Annotated in this window: 16 protein-coding genes and 2 pseudogenes; 8 read left to right on the top strand and 10 right to left on the bottom strand. The window is 67.8% G+C overall.

The window, feature by feature from the left end; all coding sequences use genetic code 11:
• Positions 1–94: 94 nt before the first annotated feature.
• Positions 95–643: pseudogene (locus ACFUEJ_RS23370) on the top strand (MFS transporter); the annotation flags it as partial.
• Between the two features lie 43 nt (positions 644–686).
• On the opposite strand, the gene ACFUEJ_RS23365 reads toward ACFUEJ_RS23370, so the two are convergent.
• Genes ACFUEJ_RS23365 through ACFUEJ_RS23355 form a run of 3 tightly spaced genes read right to left on the bottom strand, consistent with a single transcriptional unit; the run spans position 687 to position 3,920 of the window.
• Positions 687–1,364 (bottom strand): response regulator transcription factor, encoded by a 678-nt coding sequence (locus tag ACFUEJ_RS23365; RefSeq protein WP_058252243.1) that lies wholly within the window; start codon positions 1,362–1,364, stop codon positions 687–689.
• Between the two features lie 22 nt (positions 1,365–1,386).
• Positions 1,387–2,598 (bottom strand): MacS family sensor histidine kinase, encoded by a 1,212-nt coding sequence (gene macS, locus ACFUEJ_RS23360; RefSeq protein WP_205333638.1) that lies wholly within the window; start codon positions 2,596–2,598, stop codon positions 1,387–1,389.
• Positions 2,595–3,920, bottom strand: coding sequence for an AI-2E family transporter (locus tag ACFUEJ_RS23355; RefSeq protein ID WP_165629439.1), 1,326 nt, complete (start codon positions 3,918–3,920; stop codon positions 2,595–2,597). Before ACFUEJ_RS23355 ends, macS begins: the two co-directional genes overlap by 4 nt.
• Positions 3,921–4,035: 115 nt before the next feature.
• On the opposite strand from ACFUEJ_RS23355, the gene ACFUEJ_RS23350 reads away from it, so the two are divergent.
• Both ACFUEJ_RS23350 and ACFUEJ_RS23345 read left to right on the top strand, forming a co-directional pair.
• Positions 4,036–5,301 carry a YbhN family protein gene (locus tag ACFUEJ_RS23350; RefSeq protein WP_240198749.1) on the top strand — a complete coding sequence of 422 codons (1,266 nt, stop codon included), beginning with the start codon at positions 4,036–4,038 and terminating at the stop codon, positions 5,299–5,301.
• Between the two features lie 6 nt (positions 5,302–5,307).
• Complete coding sequence (locus ACFUEJ_RS23345; protein WP_205333639.1) at positions 5,308–5,775, top strand: DUF3054 domain-containing protein; 468 nt, start codon at positions 5,308–5,310, stop codon at positions 5,773–5,775.
• Between the two features lie 27 nt (positions 5,776–5,802).
• Here ACFUEJ_RS23345 and ACFUEJ_RS23340 read toward each other — a convergent pair whose 3' ends face one another.
• Positions 5,803–7,440 carry an NTF2-like N-terminal transpeptidase domain-containing protein gene (locus ACFUEJ_RS23340; RefSeq protein WP_205333640.1) on the bottom strand — a complete coding sequence of 546 codons (1,638 nt, stop codon included), beginning with the start codon at positions 7,438–7,440 and terminating at the stop codon, positions 5,803–5,805.
• A 204-nt stretch (positions 7,441–7,644) separates the two neighbouring features.
• On the opposite strand from ACFUEJ_RS23340, the gene ACFUEJ_RS23335 reads away from it, so the two are divergent.
• A complete protein-coding gene (locus ACFUEJ_RS23335; protein ID WP_205333641.1) occupies positions 7,645–8,406 on the top strand; it encodes a pirin-like bicupin family protein in 762 nt (253 codons plus the stop codon).
• Positions 8,407–8,470: 64 nt separating this feature from the next.
• Here the strand turns inward: ACFUEJ_RS23335 and ACFUEJ_RS23330 are convergent, their stop codons facing one another.
• On the bottom strand, positions 8,471–9,082 hold the full coding sequence (locus ACFUEJ_RS23330; RefSeq protein ID WP_205333642.1) for a TetR/AcrR family transcriptional regulator: 612 nt from the start codon (positions 9,080–9,082) through the stop codon (positions 8,471–8,473).
• A 143-nt stretch (positions 9,083–9,225) separates the two neighbouring features.
• On the opposite strand from ACFUEJ_RS23330, the gene ACFUEJ_RS23325 reads away from it, so the two are divergent.
• Together ACFUEJ_RS23325 and ACFUEJ_RS23320 are read left to right on the top strand one after the other, a co-directional pair.
• Complete coding sequence (locus ACFUEJ_RS23325) at positions 9,226–10,407, top strand: aromatic ring-hydroxylating dioxygenase subunit alpha (protein WP_280361836.1); 1,182 nt, start codon at positions 9,226–9,228, stop codon at positions 10,405–10,407.
• A gap of 90 nt (positions 10,408–10,497) precedes the next feature.
• Positions 10,498–11,646, top strand: a complete 1,149-nt coding sequence (locus tag ACFUEJ_RS23320; RefSeq protein WP_205333643.1) for a hypothetical protein — start codon at positions 10,498–10,500, stop codon at positions 11,644–11,646.
• A 42-nt stretch (positions 11,647–11,688) separates the two neighbouring features.
• Here the strand turns inward: ACFUEJ_RS23320 and ACFUEJ_RS23315 are convergent.
• The 3 genes and pseudogenes from ACFUEJ_RS23315 to ACFUEJ_RS23305 all read right to left on the bottom strand — a co-directional run bounded on the left by ACFUEJ_RS23315 (position 11,689) and on the right by ACFUEJ_RS23305 (position 14,174).
• Positions 11,689–12,620, bottom strand: a pseudogene (locus tag ACFUEJ_RS23315) (NAD-dependent epimerase/dehydratase family protein).
• A 60-nt stretch (positions 12,621–12,680) separates the two neighbouring features.
• The gene (locus ACFUEJ_RS23310) at positions 12,681–13,415 is read right to left on the bottom strand and encodes a sterol desaturase family protein (RefSeq protein ID WP_205333664.1); all 735 of its coding nucleotides are present in this window, start codon (positions 13,413–13,415) and stop codon (positions 12,681–12,683) included.
• A 15-nt stretch (positions 13,416–13,430) separates the two neighbouring features.
• Positions 13,431–14,174, bottom strand: coding sequence for a FadR/GntR family transcriptional regulator (locus ACFUEJ_RS23305; protein WP_065630325.1), 744 nt, complete (start codon positions 14,172–14,174; stop codon positions 13,431–13,433).
• 93 nt (positions 14,175–14,267) lie between these two features.
• On the opposite strand from ACFUEJ_RS23305, the gene ACFUEJ_RS23300 reads away from it, so the two are divergent.
• Positions 14,268–14,714, top strand: a complete 447-nt coding sequence (locus tag ACFUEJ_RS23300; protein ID WP_205333644.1) for a pyridoxamine 5'-phosphate oxidase family protein — start codon at positions 14,268–14,270, stop codon at positions 14,712–14,714.
• 25 nt (positions 14,715–14,739) lie between these two features.
• Here ACFUEJ_RS23300 and ACFUEJ_RS23295 read toward each other — a convergent pair whose 3' ends face one another.
• Both ACFUEJ_RS23295 and ACFUEJ_RS23290 read right to left on the bottom strand, forming a co-directional pair.
• Positions 14,740–16,191 carry an NAD(P)/FAD-dependent oxidoreductase gene (locus ACFUEJ_RS23295; RefSeq protein WP_205333645.1) on the bottom strand — a complete coding sequence of 484 codons (1,452 nt, stop codon included), beginning with the start codon at positions 16,189–16,191 and terminating at the stop codon, positions 14,740–14,742.
• A 535-nt stretch (positions 16,192–16,726) separates the two neighbouring features.
• A complete protein-coding gene (locus ACFUEJ_RS23290; RefSeq protein ID WP_226511782.1) occupies positions 16,727–17,965 on the bottom strand; it encodes an ISL3 family transposase in 1,239 nt (412 codons plus the stop codon).
• 111 nt (positions 17,966–18,076) lie between these two features.
• On the opposite strand from ACFUEJ_RS23290, the gene ACFUEJ_RS23285 reads away from it, so the two are divergent.
• A complete protein-coding gene (locus tag ACFUEJ_RS23285) occupies positions 18,077–19,336 on the top strand; it encodes a DUF222 domain-containing protein (RefSeq protein ID WP_388032250.1) in 1,260 nt (419 codons plus the stop codon).
• Positions 19,337–19,904 lie beyond the last annotated feature (568 nt).

Here is a 19,904-nt window from a genome sequence, read left to right as displayed (position 1 = left end):
CCGTCCCGCCATGATCCCTATCGTCCCTTCTCCGCCCTCAACAGGGCAATCAGGACTCTAGAACCACCCGGACCGGTTCACGGGGGACACGCCATATGGTCTCAACACCTGGCTCCCGCAGATCATGAAGGAAAGCGGCTTCAACGCGAAGGGTTCGCTGTCGTTCCTGCTGGTCCTCAACGGTGGCGCCATCGTGGGCGGACTCATCGCGGCGCGATTCGCCGACCGCCGGGGACCGCAGCAGGTCGTCGCGTCGTCGTTCTGCCTGGCGACGTTCGCACTCGTCGGACTGACCCAGTCCCTCCCGCTGCCGGTGCTGCTGGCCGCGGTCGCCGTCGCCGGTACCGGCACCATCGGCACCCAGGTCCTGATCTACGGTTTCGTGTCGAACTTCTACCCGACCGAAGCACGCGCTGCCGGCGTGGCCTGGTGCGCCGGCTTCGGTCGACTCGGCGGCATCTTCGGTCCGGTGATCGGCGGCCTGCTGATCGGCGCCGGGATCTCCTCGGTCACCGCGTTCCATCTCTTCGCCGGGATCGCGCTCATCGGTGCCGCGGCCACGATGCTGGTCAAGTCACCCAAACCGGCAGACGCGCCCGCGAGCGGTTCGCTGACGACCTCGGGGCTCGCCGTCAGCGAGTGACCCGGCGGCACCCGCCACCGTCGAACACGGCCTGGCCGAGGACTCAGTCCTCGTCCAGGCCGTGTTCGATCACGTAGCGGGTCAGTTCCACGCGGTTGCCGAGCTGGAGCTTGCGGAGGGTGGCCTGGACGTGGTTCTCGACGGTCCGGTGACTCAGGTCGAGGCGCCGCGCGATCTGCTTGGCGCTCAGTCCTTTTGCAACCAGACGCAGCACCTCGGTCTCACGCTCGGTGAGCGCGGGCGCGGCCGGTGCGGCGTCGGGTTGCTGGGACATGCGCCGGTACTCGCCCAGCACCAGCCCCGCGAGACCCGGGGTGAAGACCGCCTGGCCGTCGGCGGTCGCCCGGACCGCGTCCACCAGTTCTTCGCGTGACGACGATTTGACGAGATAGCCACTGGCCCCGGCCTTCACGGCCTCGAGAACGTCGTCGCGCTCACCCGATGCGGACAGCACGAGGATGCGGGTCTTCGGCGAGACCTCCAGGACCGCCGTCGTCGCCTCCGTACCGGTCCCGTCGGTCAGCTGCATGTCCATCAGGACCACATCGGGGGTGACGGCGGCCGCACGTCGACCGGCACTGCCCACGCCGTCCGCGGTGGCGACGACGTCGAATCCCTCGTCGGCGAGATCGCGGGCCACCGCCTCTCGCCAGATCGGGTGGTCGTCGACGACCATGATCCGCAGCGGCGCCCGCCCCTCGTCACTCCGGCCTGCACTCATACTTGATGCTCCCCTTCGCCGTTCAGCTCTCGTCCCGAGGGACGGTGAACTCCCATTCCGTACCCGCACCCGGTTCGGTGTCGACGCGCGCGGTGCCGCCGAGGGATTCGATCCGCCCGACGATGGACTTCGACACCCCGACGCGTCCCTGCGCAACCGCCTCGGCGAGCCGGCCGTCCGGGATGCCGATCCCGTCGTCCCGCACACTCACCACGACATCCCGCCCCAGATCCTCCACCAGGATGTACGCGCGCGCACCGGGACCGGCGTGGTTCACGACGTTGTCGAGCGCGTTGACCACCGCCGCGCGGATCTCCGCGCCCTTTTGCGCCGACACCATGACCGGGTCCGCGGGAGCACTCACCGACACCCGCGCGTCGGCGAAGACGCGCAGGGCGGCGGCGAGATCAACGCTGCAGTGCGCATCGGGATCGGCGGCGACGGGTTCGTCCGTGTCGGAGATCAGCCGACGCAGCGTACGCTCCTGCTCCGCCGCGAGGGTGGCGAGTTCACCTGTCGGGCCGCCGATCTCGCGTCCGCGACGCGCGATCAGCGCGAGCACCTGGAGTACCCCGTCGTGCACCTCACGGGAGAGCCGTTCGCGTTCCTCGGCAGCCGCGGCGATCCGCGCCGCCCGGGACAGCTGGTCCTGGACCCGACGCGCGTTCGCAGCCGCGAGCCCGACCGCCATGCCGGTCGCCACGATGACGATGATGGTGGCATTCCTACCGAAGTCGAGGTTCAGTTCGCCTTTCACGAAGGTGCTGGTGCCGCCGATGATCAGCCCCGACACGATCCCCCCGACCGGGCCGGTGAGGATCGCAACCGAGATGACCGCGTTGGTGGCCCACAGCGTCGTCGGCCAGGTCTGGTTGTTCCACGCCCACTCCGCGCCGGCGACATACGACGTCGACCACATCAGCGCGCAGACGACGAGCACCTCGGCACCGACCCACACCCGGTTGCGCGCGAACCCGACGAAGTAGCCGATCCCGCTGACCAGCGTCCACGCGGAGAGCAGGCCGAAGAGCACCCAGGCGACGCCGCCGCGGTCGAGGTCGGGGTTGACGGCGATGTGGAAGCCGAGTGCGTACAGATAGGACAGCAGCCGGAAGATCTGGGCGCCCCGCCACAGCGGACCGACCGGGTCGTCGTCGACGACACGTGCCAGACGATCCGGATCGGCGTTCCGGTCCGGCGGGCCGACCTCGAGCCCCGGCCACCGGCGCGTCACGTTCCCGCGCCCCGGCCGTCCCCGTCCCGGTCACTGCCACCGCGGTCGGTCTCGACCTCGCCCCGGCGACCATCCGCCGGGCGTTCGGATCCTGGGTTCCCGGCCTTCGAGGGGGTGCCAGGGGCCTCGTGTGCGAGCGTCTCGGCCGCGGCGTCGGGGTCGTCGGTGTCCCACGCCGGTGAATCCGGCTCGGCGACGACCCCCGGGCGCCCGTCCACGGGCTCGGTCGAGTCCCCCTTCAGGCGTCGGATCGCGGTGTTGAAGAACGCGATCAGGGGCACCGCGAGCAGACCACCGATGATGCCGGCCGACACCAGGCCGGCCGCGATCCCGAGCACCACCGCAACCGGATGCAGGCGCACCGACCGACCGAGCAGGAACGGTTGCAGCACATGGCTTTCGAGCTGCATGACACCGACGACGATGGCGAGGGCGACGACCGCGGCGATCCAGCCCTGGGTCACCAGGGCGACGAGCACCGCCAGCGTGCCGGTGACCAGGGCACCGACGATCGGGATGAAGGCGCCCAGGAAGACCAGCGAGGCCAGCGGAAGCGCCAGGGGCACTTGCAGGATGGCGAGTCCGATCCCGATACCGCAGGCGTCGACGAAGGCCACCGCGACGGTCGCCCGGACGTACCCGACGAGTGTGCCGAAACCGGCGATACCCGCCTCCCACACCCGATTCCGATTGGTTTCTGGGATGAGCTTGACCGAGAACTGCCAGATCTGACCACCGCCGTAGAGGAAGAAGATCAACAGGAACAACGTCAGCAGGGCGCCGGTGATGATCTCGCTGGCCGTGGTGGCGGTGGCCAGCGCACCGCTGGTGACACGGTCCTGGTTGTGCTGGATGAAGTCGAGGGTGTCGGTGCCGAAGTTGCGCACCTGGTCGCGATCGAGCCCGAGCGGCCCGTTGATGAGCCATTCCCTGGTCTTCTCGACGGTCACGGTGACCTGCTCGGCGAGTTCGGGAACACCGTCGATGAACTCGCGGACCACGAAGGTCATGACGGCGGCGAGCAACCCGATCGCGACGACGAGGTTGACGATCACCGCCAGCGAACGCGGCAGACCGCGCCGGTCGAGTGCGTCGACCCCGGGAACCAGCATCGCCGAGATCAGGATGGCGAGGGCGACCGGCACGAGGACTTCCTCGAACTCCCGGAACAGCCTGGTCGCGACGTAAGCGGCCGCGACCAGGAGCAGTAGCCGCCACGCCCACTCCGCCGCCGCGCGTACCTGCGGATGAACCTTCGCCCGGTCGATGGACGCGAGGTCCCGGACGTCGCGCGGCCGGTCGGCTCGTTCGGCTTCGGTCACGAGAGTCACACTAGTGCTGCGCCTCGGTGACAGGACGCCGTACACACCCCCGATTGCGCAGGTCGCCGACGGGGGTGGTCACCGACACCGGCCCCCCTACCCTAGGGTGGCACGTATGTCGTCGGAGGATGTTGGCTCGCCGGGGGGCGCGGCAGCCCCGGTGACCCGTCCTCGGTTCTGGTGGGTCCGGTGGGTCCTGCTCACCGTCGTCCTGGTCATCCTCGCCGTCGAAGTCGTTCTCATCTGGCCCGAACTGCGAGGCGCCTGGCTGCGCATCGGCGAGATCGAGTGGCACTGGGTCGCGGCGTGTCTCGTCGCCGCGATGCTGTCGATGGACAGTTTCGCCCAGGTCCAGCGTGCACTGTTGCGCTCGGCGGGCCTGCGGGTCACGCAGTGGAAGTCCCTGTCGGTCATCCTCGCGGCCAACTCGCTGAGCCAGACGATGCCGGGCGGCCAGGTCCTCGCCCCCGCGTTCACCTATCGGGAAACCCGCAAGTGGGGTGCGACACCGGTCATCGCGTCGTGGCAGGTCGTCATGTCGGGCCTGCTCGCCGGCATCGGTCTCGCGGTGCTCGGGTTCGGCGGCGCCCTCCTGGCCGGCGCGAAGACCAGCCCGTTCTCGGTCGTCTTCTCCGTTGCCGGGTTCCTCGCGGTCGCGGTGGTCCTGCAGTACCTGGCCAGTCATCCGGAATCGTTGAAGAGCACCGGGATTCGAGTCCTGGGTTGGGTGAACCAACTCCGGAACAAGCCGGAGGACCACGGCACCGAGAAGTTGTTCGAGACCCTCGAACAGCTCCGGGCGGTGCAACTCACCAAGCGCGACACCTCGGTCGCATTCGGCTGGAGCCTGTTCAACTGGGTCGCCGACGTCGGGTGCCTGATGTTCGCCTGCTGGGCGGTCGACGCCCACCCGAGCATCTCCGGACTGATGGTTGCCTACGCGGCTGGCAAGGCCGTCGGCTCGGCGATCCCCCTGCTGCCGGGCGGCATCGGCGTCGTCGACGCGGTGCTCGTCCCCGCGCTGACCAGCGCCGGGATGCCCGCCGCCGACGCCATCACCGCGGTCCTCATCTACCGGCTGATCAGCTATGTGATCGTGTCGGGCATCGGCTGGGTGGTCATCGGTCTCATGTTCCGTAACCGCATCAAGCGCGACGACACGTTCATCGACGAGGTCGAGCGGGACGCCGACGCCCTCGAACGCTCGGCCGACGACCCGTCGCCCACGACGCCCGACGGGCCGGCGCTCCCCATCCCGCCGCCGGATGGTGTCGAACCGCCGCACCCGGGGGTCCCGCCCGCGGACGGACCCGACAACCCGCATCGAGGGGACTCCGCACGAATGTCCGACACCGATCCGCCGTCGGACCCGGTACGGTAATCCACCATGTTGAGCTCGAAGACGGACCGGGGCTCCGACGCGACGGCGGAGACGGGTTCCTCGCCGGCGCGCGGAACGGCGACGGGTCCCGTCGCCGCCCTGTTCGACGCGGTGGCGATCACGGTCTTCGTCCTCATCGGCCGGGCCAGTCACGAAGAGGGCTATGCGCTGACGTCGGTGCTGCACACGCTGTGGCCGTTCCTGGCCGGCTGTGCGGCCGGGTGGTCGGTCACCTACGTCTACGCGCATGTGCGGTCGAGCGACTTCTTCGGTCACGACTTCCGGCCGGACCGGGTCGTCCCGGTCGGTCTCGTCATCTGGTTCTGCACGGTGACCGTCGCGATGATCCTGCGCTTCATCCTGAGCCAGGGAGTGGCGGTGAGCTTCGTGATCGTCGCAGCCGTGGTGCTCGCGCTCTTCCTGCTCGGCTGGCGAGCCGTCTTCGCCTACCTCGGTCGTCGCGCCGCCGCCTGACGACGAGAGTCGCGAGCGTTCGAGGACCTACTTGATCGTGAAGTACTTCTGCGCGACCTGGAGTGCGGCGGTCCCCGACTTGGGCCCCTCGGTGTAGATGACGACGACCTGACCGCCCTGGAGCCCCACGAACCAGCCGGGCCCCTCGGGGCCGTTGGTGCCGACGAGGGCACGCAGTCCCGGCGCGCGGGTGAGGTCACTGGCGTCGCCGGTGGCGGCAGTGGCGGTCATCGCCTGCAGCACCGGCCGGACGACGGCCGGATCGAGCCCGCCGAGCTCACCGCCCGCGATCTTCGTCGGCACGTTTTTCAGCACGAACGGCGGCACCGACGAGGCCTGCCCGGAGGCGCTGCGCGCCATGGCGACACCGAAGGCGGCCATGTTGGTCATCGACATCATGCTCGAGCCGGGACGGTAGTCGATGGTCGCGATCCCGGGACGGTCAGCGGTCGGAACGCTCGCACCGGGCACCGTGAACTGGACGCCGAGTCCGAGCCGGTCGAGCAGTTCGTCGCCACGCTGCTGCTCCGACCCGACGGCTCGCCCGATCGCGTCGAAGACGGGATTGAGGGTGGTGCCGACCGGATAGGGCTGGTCGAGGTCGACGCCGCTCTCGATCGCGTACGAGTTCTGCGCCATCCCGGTGATCGCACCGGTCTGCGCGTCGAGGGTCATGATCGTCGCGGGTTGACCGACCTCGACGGCCGCGTCGCCCAGGGACAGCTGGACGCCCTGGTCCATCGTGGTCGGGACGTCGGGTCCGGGAGGACCCTGCTCGCCGGCCAGCTTGCGGGGCGCGGCACCCGGACCGAGCATCTCGACCTGCCACCCGGCGGTGGCGTCGCGGATGGCCTGCCAGTAATTGGTCAGCCCGTCCTCGAGGGGGGAGGACAGGCGCCGGTCCGCCATCACCAATTGATCGGATCGGTTGACCACGACACCGGGGACCCGACGCGGGTCGCCGGCGAGCACCTCCATGTCGGAGTCACGCAGACCGACCGCGGTGATGGCCCGGCCCGGCGTGGCGTCGAGCTTCTCTCGGATGACCTGCCCGGTGATCAGCGGCGCGATGGGCGCGATCACCCGGGCCAGCGCCCGCACCGAGGCGTTGAGGTCCGGGGTTCGGGTGGGATCGAGCACGATCTCGTTGACCGGCTGGGCGTACATGAAGACCCGGCCGGTTCGGCTGCGGACGGTCGGGGCCGGCTTCGCGTCGGTGCGGATCTCGCGCAGGGTGCCGCCGGCGGTGAGGCCGGCGTGCAGGATCGCGGGGTCCCAGGTCACCTTCCAACCCGACGACAGCTTGCGCGCGGTACCGCCGCTGGTCGACTCGTACACGCGGCCCTTGTCCCAGTTCCAGGTGGTGGTGACCGAGAAGGTCGCCGTCCCGTCGCTGTATTCGACGGGGTTGTCGACGTCGACGTCGACGCGTTGGGCACCCATCTGTCTCAGAGTGGTGGTGAGACTGTCACCGGCTTGTCCCGGTGCGGTGGTGAACGTGGCGGCCCCGCCGGCGTCCTGGCGGCTGAGGGCGTCGGCGAATGCGTCGATGGCGGCAGCGGCGCCCGTGTCGGTCGAACCGGCGAACCCGCAGGAACTCACCATGACCGCGCACGTGACCGCGGCACAAGCGGCTGTCGTCGCGCGCTTGACCCAGATCTTCATGACGACAATTTTCACTCGTGTAACACTCGAAATCGACGCCGCCAGCTTCCATTCGGGGATCAAGCCGGTCACGAACTCATCTCGCCCACGGGACTTTTGACACTCCGCGGCGTGCGCGATCGCCGTCCGGGGACCGACGTCGACAGATCCCGGACCCGGCCGTCCCCGACCGCCCTCACCTTGCCGCACTGCGACAATGGGCGCATGGTTTTCACCGTCTTCCGTGGCGACGATCGTCCGGTCACCGCCACCGACTGGCTGACCTCACGGCACTGCTTCTCCTTCGGCGACCACTACGACCCGTCGAACACGCACTTCGGCGCGCTGCTCGCCGTCAACGATGAGGTCGTCGCACCCGGCGCGGGCTTCGATCTCCACACCCATCAGGAGAGCGAGATCGTGACATGGGTGGTCGCGGGGACGCTGGTCCACCGCGACTCGGCCGGGCACTCCGGTGTCCTCTACCCCGGCCTGGTACAGCGGATGAGCGCGGGCACCGGCGTCGAACACTCCGAGCGCAACGACTCATGGCCCGACCTGCCCGACGCCGGCACCGAGCCCGTCCGCTACGTCCAGATGTGGCTCATGCCCGACCGCCACGGCCTCGCGCCGTCGTACGCGCAGGCCGATGTCCGCGACCGACTCGCCGCGGGCGGACTCGTACCGATCGCGTCGGGCGTCGCCGATGTCGACGCCGCGGTCTCCGTCGCCAACTCGGGCGCCACCCTGTTCGCGGCGCGACTCCGCCCCGGCGAGACCGTCGAGGTACCCGCTTCCCGGTTCACCCACCTGTTCGTCGTGGACGGACAGGTCGAGGTCGACGGGGTCGGCGTCCGGGAGATCGGCGTTCTGGGCCCGGGTGACGCCCTCCGAGGCATCGACTCCGCGTCGTACCAGATCCGCGCCGGCGACGACTCCGACGCCGAGGTGCTGGTGTGGTCGATGGCCGCCGGGCTGGGTGGGTAGAGCTCTGGCCGCCACCGATCACCGTCGGCGCGTGGCCCAACCGTGCGGCGAGGCGTCGGCGCCGTCAGGGGTTGATGCTCTTGGCCGCGATGGCCACACCTATCCAGCGGTGCAGGAATTCCCGCAATTCAACCGGGGTGCGTGTGAGTTCGCGCGGATCCACGAGCAGTGACTGGACGAACCGCAACATCACCTCGACGAGCTCATCCATGTCGTCCTCGACCCACCCGTGGGCAGCCCAGTCGACATCGAGATGTTCGACGATCACCCGACCCATCGCGATCGCCTGGGGTGACGTGACCTCGGCAGTGAAACGGCCGTGCTCTGCCTCGGCGAAGAGCAGGCCGAATCGCCGGTGTTGTCGCAGCCGTTCGAAGGTCAGGGCGATGGCTTCGACGATCGCATCCGCCGGGTCGGTCAACCCTTGTAGCGACCGAGCCAGATCCGCCAGGAATTCGTCGGTCGCGTGCTGCGCCGTCGCCGACAGCAGGGCTTTCGTGTCCGGGAAGTAGCGATAGACGGTCTGACGGGCCACCCCGAGCCGCTGAGCGACCTGACGGATGTTGACGCCACCGGCTCCGGCGTCCATCAGCTCGCCGGCCGCAACGACTATGCGCTTGCTCGCTTCGTCATCGTCGGTCGGAGGGGTGGCCCCGGCCCAGCCGTGGGTGCGCATCCACACATTGTGTCGTGCTGCGGGGATCCCCGCAGCCCCTCCCCTCGGGCCGGACGTCGCAACACGGCTGGACATAGAACGTGTTTCATGTATTGTCAGGCCCCAGCCGACTGAACGGACCCGAAAGGACAGCCCCCGTGACGATCGACATCCCCGAAACCACTCCCTCGACCGGCTCGTACGGTGCCGATCTCACTCGTCGAGCACTGGATCTCGCGATGTCCAGCAGCACCGACATGGCCGAGTCGACTCTCCGCGTACCGCTGGACTACTACCGCGACGACAAACTCGCCGAACTCGAACAGACTCGACTGCTGCGCGAGACGCCGCTGGCGCTGCTGGCCTCGGCGCAGATCCCGAACAACGATGACTACGTCGTACGGACGGTGCTCGACGACTCGTTGCTCATCACCCGTGATCGAGACGGGCAGACCCACGTCTTCCTGAACTACTGCCGTCATCGCGGTGCGATGCCGGCCTGTGGCGCGGGCAACGCCCGACGCTTCACGTGTCCGTATCACGCGTGGGTCTATGACAACACCGGCAAACTCCGCGGGGTCCCCGGCAAAGCCGGATTCGACGATCTCGACCGCTCCGACTACGGACTGGTCGAACTGCCGAGCGAGGAACGGCACGGATTCATCTGGGCCGTCCTCACCGCCGATGCGCCGCTCGACCTGGACGCCCACCTGGGCAGTTTCGACGACGAGCTCGCCCGTTGGAGGTATCAGGACTTCCAGTACCACGACGAGCGACATCTCGAATCGACGGTGAGCTGGAAAGGCGCCCTGGAGGCTTTCGCCGAGGGTTACCACTTCCCGTTCGTCCACGGCAACAGCGTGATCGGTCAGAACACGATCGCGAACACGCACGTCTACGACGAGTACGGGCCACACCATCGGATCGGGTTCCCGTTCAACTGGATTCGCGACCTCGCGGACAAAGAGCCCGACGCCACCTGGGACGATCCGAGCGCCTACATGGGCCTCATCTATTGGATCTACCCGAATCTCATCCTCGCCAACAGTCCGGTGGGGGTCGAGGTCATCGACATCCTCCCTGCCGGTTCGGCGACCCGCTGCACCGTGCGCCACAGCTGGATGGCCAAGTACCCGGCCGACACTCCGGAACAGACCGAGATGTATGCCGGCATCTTCGCCCAGGTACACGCGGCGGTCCGCGACGAGGATTTCGCGATGCTGCCACAGTGCGGCGAAGGTGTGCGACGCGGCCAGCACGAACACATGGTCATCGGGCGCAACGAGATCGGGGTGCAGCACATGGTCCGGGTGATGGCCGGACATCTCGGCATCGCGCTCGGATGACCCGACGGACCGTCGACCACGCGCACCGGCGACGCTCGAGATCCCGGTGATGGCGTACACCGGCGCCCGCGCCGAGATCTGGGACCGCTGATGGACATCGACTGGTGCTCACTCGAAGATCACCTGATCCGCTGCATCGAACTCGCGGTCGCCGAAGCCGCCGAGCAGCATCCGGCGAACACCGTCTACGCTGCCGCCCTGATCGATGTCCACGCTCGGGACATGCTCTTCCTGTGGCCGTCGATCCGGGTGGCGTGGCAGCCCCAGGGCTCCCCGGCCACCGAGCGCGGCGACCTCCGCAAGCGGGACGTCGACGACTGGGACCGGCTCGTCGACGCGCCCCCGACCGGGGATCTGTGGGCAGAGCGGCTCACCGCGTCCGTGGGTCGGCACGGCCATCCGTGGAATGTCGTTGCCGCGCAATTTCATCGGAGTCTCGGCAACGCCTGCCGTCGCGCGACGGCGACGCTTCCCGGGTCGGCCCACCTCGACGACGACTTCGTCGTACTCGTCCACGATCCCGAGTGCCGAGAGGCCGCGATCCGGGCATCGGTCGACGACGAGGTTCTGCGACGGCTCTTTCCCGAGCTCCACCGGACCTCGGCCATCGAAGCCCGCCTCGACCGTCTGTCCGAGCCCGACCGAATCGATGCGCTGGTCGAGATCCTGACCTCCGACACCGACACCGACGGCGAACTGCGCCCGGTCGCTCGCCGACTCCTGGCCGCGCAGGGCCCGATTGCCGCGCAGCGCGTGGTGGACGAGCTGCGCAGCACCCCGCTCGATCCATCGAACTCGCATCGGGTCGACCGCCTGTATGACGTCCTCATCGACACCGGGATCACCGATTCCCAGGTCGCGGACCGGTTGGCGGACACCGTCGAACGGGCAGGCAATCGGCCCGTCGACGTGGCGAAGGCGGCCACAGTACTGTGCATGCTCGGCCACGTCCATCGAGCCACGCACCTCGTGGCGGGCCTCCCCGACGACATGGCCGCCCAGGCCCTCAGCGCTCCTTTCCTGGCCGAGCACCGGCGAACGCCGCTCGACTATCGACTGCTGGCCGAGATCCTCGCCGCCCGTCCGGTTCTCGACGACCTCATGCTCGCCTCGTTGACGCCCACACGCATACACGACATCGCCCACGAGGACCTGCGCACCGCTTCCGACGCCCTGGCGTCCCCGTGGCAGTTCATCCGGCGCCACGCCGCGATCGTGCTGCTCTCCTCCCACCTGTGACCCGGCGCGCGACGCCAGCCGGTCACGCCGGCAACCCGGGAACTACACCGCAGGTCGACGCCGATCAGACCCGGCGTCGAGCTGACGTGCCATCTGCGCGTACCCCTCCCACACCGAGGCGTAGCGTGGTCGCCAGTCGGTGGCTGACCGAAACCGCCTGTTGGACACCCGAAGCGAACGTGTCAGCGACGTGGTGCGTTCGCCGAGCAGGAGGGCGGCCCGGTCACGTACGGGTGCTTGCCGACCGCACCCGCCAGGGCGGCCGTGTGGTGCATCTTGGTGACCGGTAGGTCGTCGACGATGTTGTAGGTGCCGGAACCGATTTCGAGTGCGGACACCACGGCGCCGGCGGCATCGGCGAGGTGGATCGAGGAGACGTAGGCGCCGGGTCGGCCGGCCCGGAAACCGATCCGTCGTCGGGCGAGCGCCATGAGCTGCTCGCTGTGGGCGGCGCCGACGCCGTAGAACAACCCGAACCGGAGCACCACGCCGACCCCACCCGAATCGGTGAACCGGCGGGCCGAGGCCTCGGCCGCGTGGTTGCCCACCGCGATCGGATAGTGGTCGACCGGCGACTCCTCGTCGATCCACCGGTCACCGGCGTCGGTGTACACCATGGCGACCGATTCCTGCACCACCCGCGGCACGCCGGTGGCGAGTGCGGCGTCGACCACCGCGGCCGAGCCCTCCCGCCGTATGCGCTGGCAGTCCGCCCAGGCCGACTTTCGGACGAACGATGCGGTCCCCGGAAGGGAGGACGCGAGATTGACGACCGCGCCGCAGCCGTCGAAGTGTTCGGCGAGTCCGTGTCGATCGAACAGCGACACCCGAATCGGGGCGGCGCCGTGGGCACGCAGCGCGGAAGCGGCGGCATCCGAGCGCGCCAGCGCACGCACGTCGTGTCCCGCGGCGACCATTGCGGGCACCGCGTATCCCCCGATGGCCCCCGTACCGCCGGTGACGAATACCCGCATGCGGGCGAGTATTCCGGATCGCGTTGCGGTTTGTCCCGATTACCGGGACGAACCGCACCGTCATGTGGTTCGCCGGTCAGTCCCCGGCTGCGACAGCGCGTGCAGATCCTTTGCGGTGGGTGACTTCTCGACCGTGTCGGGATCGGGATAGGTGTGCAGCAACCGGTCCGCGGTGCCCGCGGTGGTGACCGCGAACCAATAGTGCTCGTTGCGGTAGTGATGGAATCGATGGTTGCGCCACAGCCGGCGATAGTAGGCGCGGCGCGGCCGGTAGTCGGAGTGGATCAGATAGTGCGTCCATTCATAGACCAGTCCGATCGCCGCGAGCGTCGCCATGAACGTGAGACCGCGCTCGGCACTGGCGAAGACGAGGAGCCCCACCGCGACGGCCGCGAGGACGACCGTGACCAGCACCTGCCACGGGATGAACACCAGGGGGATGTTCCGCGGGTCCGAGTGGTGCTCGCGATGCTTACGCGCCACCAGCGGATCGATGGTGACCGGTCCCAGGCGCTTCGGCCGCCAGTGCAACACGACGACGTGGATCAGCCATTCGGCCAGCGGGAAGCTCGCGATCATCACGACCGGGACGACCAGATCGGCGATCCCCCACCCGCCCAGCCAAATTCGCGCCGCCGACGAGGTCACCAGGAACGCGGCGATCATCCAGGGCGACGGGTGCCGGAGGAACTCGGCGAATGCGGCACGCAGGGTCGTCGACCGCCGTGATCGCATTCGCCGTTCCTCCGCCGCCACCTGCCGGCGCGCTCTGTGGTCGATGTGGTCGGCGTCGATGCTCTCGGCAGACATTCAGTTCCCCTCTCCGATGTCAGACTCCGCACCCTCGAGTGCCTGACAGAGTTCGAGCAATGCCGCGGTCGCGGGCGCGAGCAGTTCACGGGCAGCGGCCTCGGCGCGGCCGGGTTCGCGAGACGTGATCGCGTCGACGAGCGCGCGATAGCCGTCGATGTTGCCGACCTCCGGCTCCAGCATCGACGCGAGCGCGGGAAGCGCCGGTTCGTACGCGGCGCGGAGCGAGTTGTACATGAGACGGAATGCGATCGAGTCGGCCGCGTCGACGATCGCGCTCCAGAACTCGAGTGCCGCGACCTGCTGTCCGACCGGGTCCGGTTCGGCGGCGAGATCGGCGAGCAGCGCTGTCAGCCTGGCGATCTGGTCGTCGGTCACCCGCCTCGCCGCCAGCCCGGCGACGCCCGGGCCGATCGCGGCACGTGCCTCGACGATCGAGCGAGCGACACTGGGCACGAGCGCGCCGCCCCGGATCAGGAGTCGCGGCAACAGATCGAGACCACCCGTCCGCGCTATGTCCTGGACCCGTGCGCCGTCGCCCTGCCGAATGGAGACCAGACCGGCCGCCGCCACCCGCTTCAACGCTTCCCGCACGGTGGGCCGCGAGACGCCGAGGATGCGGGTCAATTCCCGTTCGCTTGGAAGGGCCTCGCCGGCCGGTAGGTCACCCGACAGCACGCCCTCGACGATCTGGTCGAACACGATCTCGGGGGCGCTCTGCTGGGACACGGGCTCGAACGGCATGCACCGACCGTAGAACCCGGAGGACTGGTGGTCAAGTGGTCAGACCACTCGCGGCCTGAGGAATGTTCGGTGGGCGCTCGGGTTGTACCCACCATGAGTGACATCGCCGCGCCTTCGTCCGACACCTTGACCGCCGACGATCTGGACTTTCTCAGCCGCCCACTCCTCGGCTTCTTCTCGACGGCGACCGGCCCGACGCCGCCGCAGCCTCGGCCGGTGTGGTTCGAGGCGACCGCGGACGGCGAGATCCAGCTCTTCACCGGTCCCGATTCGCTGAAGGTGCGTCGTCTGGCCGCCGATCCGCGCGCCTCGATCGTGGTCGCCACCCCGGTCGAGGAACGCGAGCGCTGGATCTCCGTTTCCGGCCCCACGCGCATCGAGACCGACGGTCCAGCCGCACGCGAACTCGCAGCACGACTCGCCGACCGCTACTGGGACCTCGACGACCCCACCCGCGCACAGGATCTCGCGGAGATCCTCGCCGACGACTGGGTGCGGATCGTCATCCGGCCGGACAAGATCCGGCGACTGAGCTTCTGAGCGGGGCCTTCGACTCGGCCGCGGCTCATCGCAGCTGATCGAGCAACCGCAACCACACCTCGCTGATGGTCGGATACGACGGAACCGCATGCCACAGCCGCGAGAGCGGGACCTCGCCGACGATGGCCACCGTCGCCGAATGGACGAGTTCCGCGGTCTGCGGCCCCACGAAGGTCGCACCGACGAGGATGTCGCGGCTCGCATCGACGACGAGACAGGCGTGACCCGAGTACTCGGGATCGGTCAGGTAGGACCCCGCCACGGAGATGTCCCCGTCGGCGATCCGTACGTCGATGCCTGCGTCCTTCGCCTGCTTCGCGGTCAGCCCGACAGATGCGATCTCGGGCCGGGTGAACACCACCTGCGGTACGGCACCGTGGTCGGAGCTCGCGACGTACCGCGGACCGTCGAGGTCCCGGTTCTCGGCACGTGCGGCGATCACGTCCCCGGCCACCCGCGCCTGATACTTACCCATGTGTGTCAACGCATTACGGCCGTTGACATCTCCCACCGCGTACAGCCACGGGTGGTCGGCCACCGTCAGATGGTCATCGGCGCGCAACGGGCCGCCCGCCTCGAGTCCCACCGACTCCAGACCGAGATCCCGCGTCGCGGGCGAGCGTCCCGCCGCCACCAGGATCTCGTCGACGACGAGCTCGCCTGCGCCGTCACCGTCGAGCCGGATGGTGGCGGGGCCGCCGTGGATGCGTCCGTAGCCGGTGTCGGCGGCGCCGGGCCGGTCGACCGACTCGATCGTCGTCCCGAACCGGATGTCCACGCCGCGGGCAGTCAGCGAGTCCGCGATCCGCTCTGAGACGAACGACTCCATCTTAGGCAGCAACCGGTCACCGCGGATGGCCATGACGACCTCCGCACCGAGGTCGAGCAACCAGGTCACCGCTTCGCACGCCACGACGCCACCGCCGACGACGAGGATCCGATCCGGCACCTCGACGAGATTCGTCGCGTCCCGGGAGGTCCACGGGTGCGCCTCGGCCAGACCGGGTGTCGGCGGGATCGACGCCGTGCTCCCCGTCGCCACCACGACCGCCTCACGCGCCGTCACCACCGTGTCGCCGACGGTCACCTGCCGCTCACCCGACAACCGCCCATGCCCGCGGATCACCGTCATCCCGGCACCTTCGGCCCATTTCACCTGCCCGGAGTCGTCGTGGGTCGCCCCGGGCCCGTCCCGTCGGTCGTTCACTGTGTCGCGCCACGCCAGGAGGGCGTCGGCGTCCGGACGATCGCCGCTCACCCGTTCACGCGCACCCGCCAGGGCACGGGCTTCCTCGAGCGCGGACCCCGGACCCAACAACGCCTTGCTCGGCATGCATGCCCAGTACGAGCACTCACCCCCCATGAGCTCGTGCTCGATGACGACAGCAGTTCGATCGCTGCCCCGTATCGCATAGTCGGCGACATTCTCGCCCACCGGACCGCCACCGATCACGACGACGTCGAAGGTTGCATCCATGGGTTCAGCGTAGGTGGGTTTCGGCTCCGCGGTCGGCGAGTGCGCACGTTCCGAGGAGAGCGGTGTGCGACTCCTGGGAGTCGCTCTGTCGACGCTGCCGTTCACGAGCCCGCGCTCACCCCCCCCCGCTCGTTGAGCCGGCCCCGAGCGAAGCCGCCGGGCCGAGCAAGCGACGAAGGAGCGCGTCGAGGTCGAGGCGCCGAGTCGAAGCCACTCGGTAACCCGACGCCGCTGAGTCACCCCGACGCCGCTGAGTGACCCCGACGGACGCAGCGCCCCAGCCACGGCGGGTTGCGGATGCGGCCCGGGAGAGTTCTCAGACCCCCGCTCCACTGAGGACACAACACATTTCCCCCGAACGGACACGGATGTGACTGGAGTGCACCTCGGTCGACGGGGTTGCGCAGTCAACGACAATCGACGCACAGTCGACGAAAAACACTGCACAGTCGATGAATTCGTGTCTCGGGCCTGTGGAAACTCCTCGTAATCGAACGCATGTGGATCTCCTGACCTGAAAGTGGGCGGTTTTCGGTCAGTTTCGATGTGGGAGTTCCGGGCATGCGCCGCCCCTGGTGAGGTTGGCCATCGCGATCAAAGCATCGGGAGTGTGAAATCCGTATGACCGCTTTGTCAATGACCGCAGATGGCAGTTCGTCGCCTCGACTCGAGCGTTGCTCATCTGACACGTGACCGCGTTGTAGATTTGCACCTCTCGTTTACGGATACTCGGCGCCAAGGTGCGAATCTCGGGTATATCGCAGGCCTCTGCCTTCCTCAACCAGCGCCGCAACGGCGCCCAACATGAGGAGTACGCACCTGAAAGTATGTGCCTTATTTCTTCTTTCATCTGATACGCACGGGCCAGCACACTGTTGGCATCGGCGACCACGATGGACTGCAGCCGCTCTTGACTCTCGGTGAGGTTGTCAGGATTCTTCAACAACGCCCACCTCAATCGGCCGCGTTCCACCTTTGACAAGCCAGCTATCCGGCTCATCACCCGAGACCGGCATCGATCCAGCGCCTGATTGACCCACTGCAGCACATGAAATGGGTCCATACACCAGTACGCTCCCGGCGCCCGCTCGGCGAGGACCGCACCGATGTACTCGGCGCCATCAGCACTGATGTGGGTGATCTCGCCGGCTCGCACATCACCCAGTTCATCGAAGAACCGCTCGATGGTCGCCTTCTTGGCGCCCTCACCAGCCCACACCAGTTGCCCTGTGTCATGGTTGACCACGACGACCAAGTACCGGCGGCCCTTGCGATAGGCGATCTCATCGATACCGATGCGCCGCAACCCGTTCAAGCGTTTGGTGAGTCCGACATGATCGTCGACCACACGCTCGACGATACGAGACACCGTCCGCCAGGAGACCCGCAGGTAGGCGCTCACCGCGGTCATCGGGGCGTGCGCACACATCCACGCGACGGTGTCGTCAAACGCCCTGGTCATCTTCACTTCCGGACGTGCCCACGGAACCAACTCAGTCTTCACACCATGGCGAGGGCACCGCACACGCGTCGCGGGCAGCTCGAGGAAACACCGCCAGCCGCCCATATCCAGATGCCGCCACAACCGCGGTGCCGGCGGCTGATCGTAACCCGGGCAGCGCTTCTTGCACTGCGGACACCGTGATCGTGCGTTCTTGTGCAGTTCTAGTGTCGCCACCATGACGTGCCCGCGATCATCCTCATCGAACCTGACACCCACGACACGGGCACGCTCGATTCCAAGCAACTTCTGCAGTACTCTGACAGTGCGCAACGCCCACTCCTCTAGGTCTTTTTCTTCGCAAGTCAAAACCTAAGCGAGACTGGGCGTTGCGTGCATTAGGCTCGCTAAAAGTAGCCCACTTCAGGGTCAGAAGAGCCACGCATGTTCCGGTACCTTGGAGTCATGCCAGAGCTAGCCACTCTCCTCGATCAACTCATCGAGACCACCGCACCCTCCGACGACCCAACAGGCAGAGCAACATTCGACGCCCTCGACACGTTGCGCCTGATCCGCAACACCGTCGACCACCAGATCGTCGCGCACGCAGCACAACTCGACGACCTCGGCGTCGCACAGAAAGCCGGCAGCACCACCAAGAAGTTACTGATCGATTCAGGCCACGCCCCGGCCGCCGCCCACCGCACCATGCGAAGTGTCGATGCCCTGCCGGGGTTGCCGGCGCTGTCTCGTCATGCCGCCGACGGGCGACTGTCCAGCGAGCTGGTCGACGCCATCGTTCGCGGCATGAACCAGATCGAGAAGTGCTGCGCCGAAGGTATTTCCGACGACGATCGCTCCCAATACGAAAGCGAACTTATCGCACAAGCGCTGTCCGGCGCGACCCCGACGCAAGTACTCAAGCATGCTCGCGCGATCGCCAACAACCTTGCCGACGCTTCCGACACCGGTGCCCCCTCGGCTGACGACCCATCGCTGAACTCGGTCAACGCGCACACCACCGACGACGGCCGCGTCGAGGTGCGCGCCGATCTCACCCAGGTGGTGGGCGAGAAGTTCTTGGCCATGATCGACGAACGATCCTGCCCACGGCCCGAACCCGACGGCGCCGAGGACCGGCGTACCGCCGAGCAACGCCGCGCCGACGCCTTCGAACTGATCCTCGACCAAGCCGCGATCGGCGCTACCCTCGATACCGTTGGTTCCCCACGCACGCAACTGATGCTGACGATCCCCGCGACCGGAGACCTGGCGACGCTGCCGTGGACCGGATCGGTCAGCCATGCCACCGCGAAACAGGTCTCCTGCGACGGATCCCTGACCGAGATCATCCTCGACCGTGAGGGCGTACCGCTGCAGATGGGTCACACCCGTCGGTTGTATCCGGCACACTTACGCAAGGCGGTCATCGTCCGCGACGCCTGCTGCATCAAATGTGGTGCGCCGCCGTCCCATACGCAGGTGCATCATATCGAACACTGGGCCGACGGCGGACCCACCGACCTCGACAACGGCTGCCTACTCTGCCAGCGCTGCCACACACAGGTCCACCACCACGGCTGGGACATCGTCATGGGTTTCGACCGACACCCCTGGCTCGTCCCACCCGCGACCATCGACCCACAGCGCCGACCGCTACCCGCCTACAACCGCCGCACCATGCGACTCGACGAGGCCGCCTGAACAGCCACCTGACCGACACCCCGACCGCACCCTTTCGCGCAGCACCTTCCGCACCCGACTCATGCCCGGGACTGCATGTGTTCCTTGACAACTCCACAGTGATTCCACTCGCCACTGCCGTCCCGGGGTGACCGGGCGACGCATGTTCGGGAGAACCACAGACCCACTGGCCCGCCCGGCCCCCGAGGAACGCCCGGGGCTTGCGGAGGGCGCGTCAGCCCCCGCTCCCTCTAACCCGAAAGAGCCAGACGGCGTTGGGCCGGCGACCGGCAGACTTCAACTCGACCGGCAGACTTCGATCGACGTCTAGGAGTCGAGTTGAAGTCTGTCGGTCACAATCGGGGCGCCGCGAGCTGGCAGAGCGCACGACCACCCCCCTCCCCCAGGAGCGCCCGGAGCTCGCAGAGGCGCGTCACCCCCGCTCCCTGAGCCTGGATATTTCACTGATGTTGCTGGTGTTCGGCGTGTGATACGCGAAAGTGCCTGTCTACCTTGTGATTATTGATTCACCACAAACAAATAGTCACAAGAAGAAAGGCACCTCGCAGGTGAAGAATAACGTGTATCC

Origin of the sequence: Gordonia sp. NPDC057258, from assembly GCF_042668985.1 — a bacterium.
GTDB classification, from domain to species: Bacteria; Actinomycetota; Actinomycetes; order Mycobacteriales; family Mycobacteriaceae; genus Gordonia; species Gordonia hongkongensis.
Note: the sequence above shows the minus strand (reverse complement) of the source record. Positions and strands in the feature narration are given on the sequence as shown.

Bases quoted from the DNA above. Each gene is read 5' to 3' on its own strand.
- ACFUEJ_RS23345 (WP_205333639.1), top strand. From the start codon at position 5,308: ATGTTGAGCTCGAAGACGGACCGGGGCTCCGACGCGACGGCGGAGACG.
- ACFUEJ_RS23330 (WP_205333642.1), bottom strand. From the start codon at position 9,082: ATGCGCACCCACGGCTGGGCCGGGGCCACCCCTCCGACCGACGATGAC.
- ACFUEJ_RS23285 (WP_388032250.1), top strand. From the start codon at position 18,077: ATGTTCCGGTACCTTGGAGTCATGCCAGAGCTAGCCACTCTCCTCGAT.
- ACFUEJ_RS23335 (WP_205333641.1), top strand. From the start codon at position 7,645: ATGGTTTTCACCGTCTTCCGTGGCGACGATCGTCCGGTCACCGCCACC.
- ACFUEJ_RS23365 (WP_058252243.1), bottom strand. From the start codon at position 1,364: ATGAGTGCAGGCCGGAGTGACGAGGGGCGGGCGCCGCTGCGGATCATG.
- ACFUEJ_RS23300 (WP_205333644.1), top strand. From the start codon at position 14,268: ATGAGTGACATCGCCGCGCCTTCGTCCGACACCTTGACCGCCGACGAT.
- ACFUEJ_RS23320 (WP_205333643.1), top strand. From the start codon at position 10,498: ATGGACATCGACTGGTGCTCACTCGAAGATCACCTGATCCGCTGCATC.
- ACFUEJ_RS23295 (WP_205333645.1), bottom strand. From the start codon at position 16,191: ATGGATGCAACCTTCGACGTCGTCGTGATCGGTGGCGGTCCGGTGGGC.
- ACFUEJ_RS23340 (WP_205333640.1), bottom strand. From the start codon at position 7,440: ATGAAGATCTGGGTCAAGCGCGCGACGACAGCCGCTTGTGCCGCGGTC.
- ACFUEJ_RS23305 (WP_065630325.1), bottom strand. From the start codon at position 14,174: ATGCCGTTCGAGCCCGTGTCCCAGCAGAGCGCCCCCGAGATCGTGTTC.
- ACFUEJ_RS23350 (WP_240198749.1), top strand. From the start codon at position 4,036: ATGTCGTCGGAGGATGTTGGCTCGCCGGGGGGCGCGGCAGCCCCGGTG.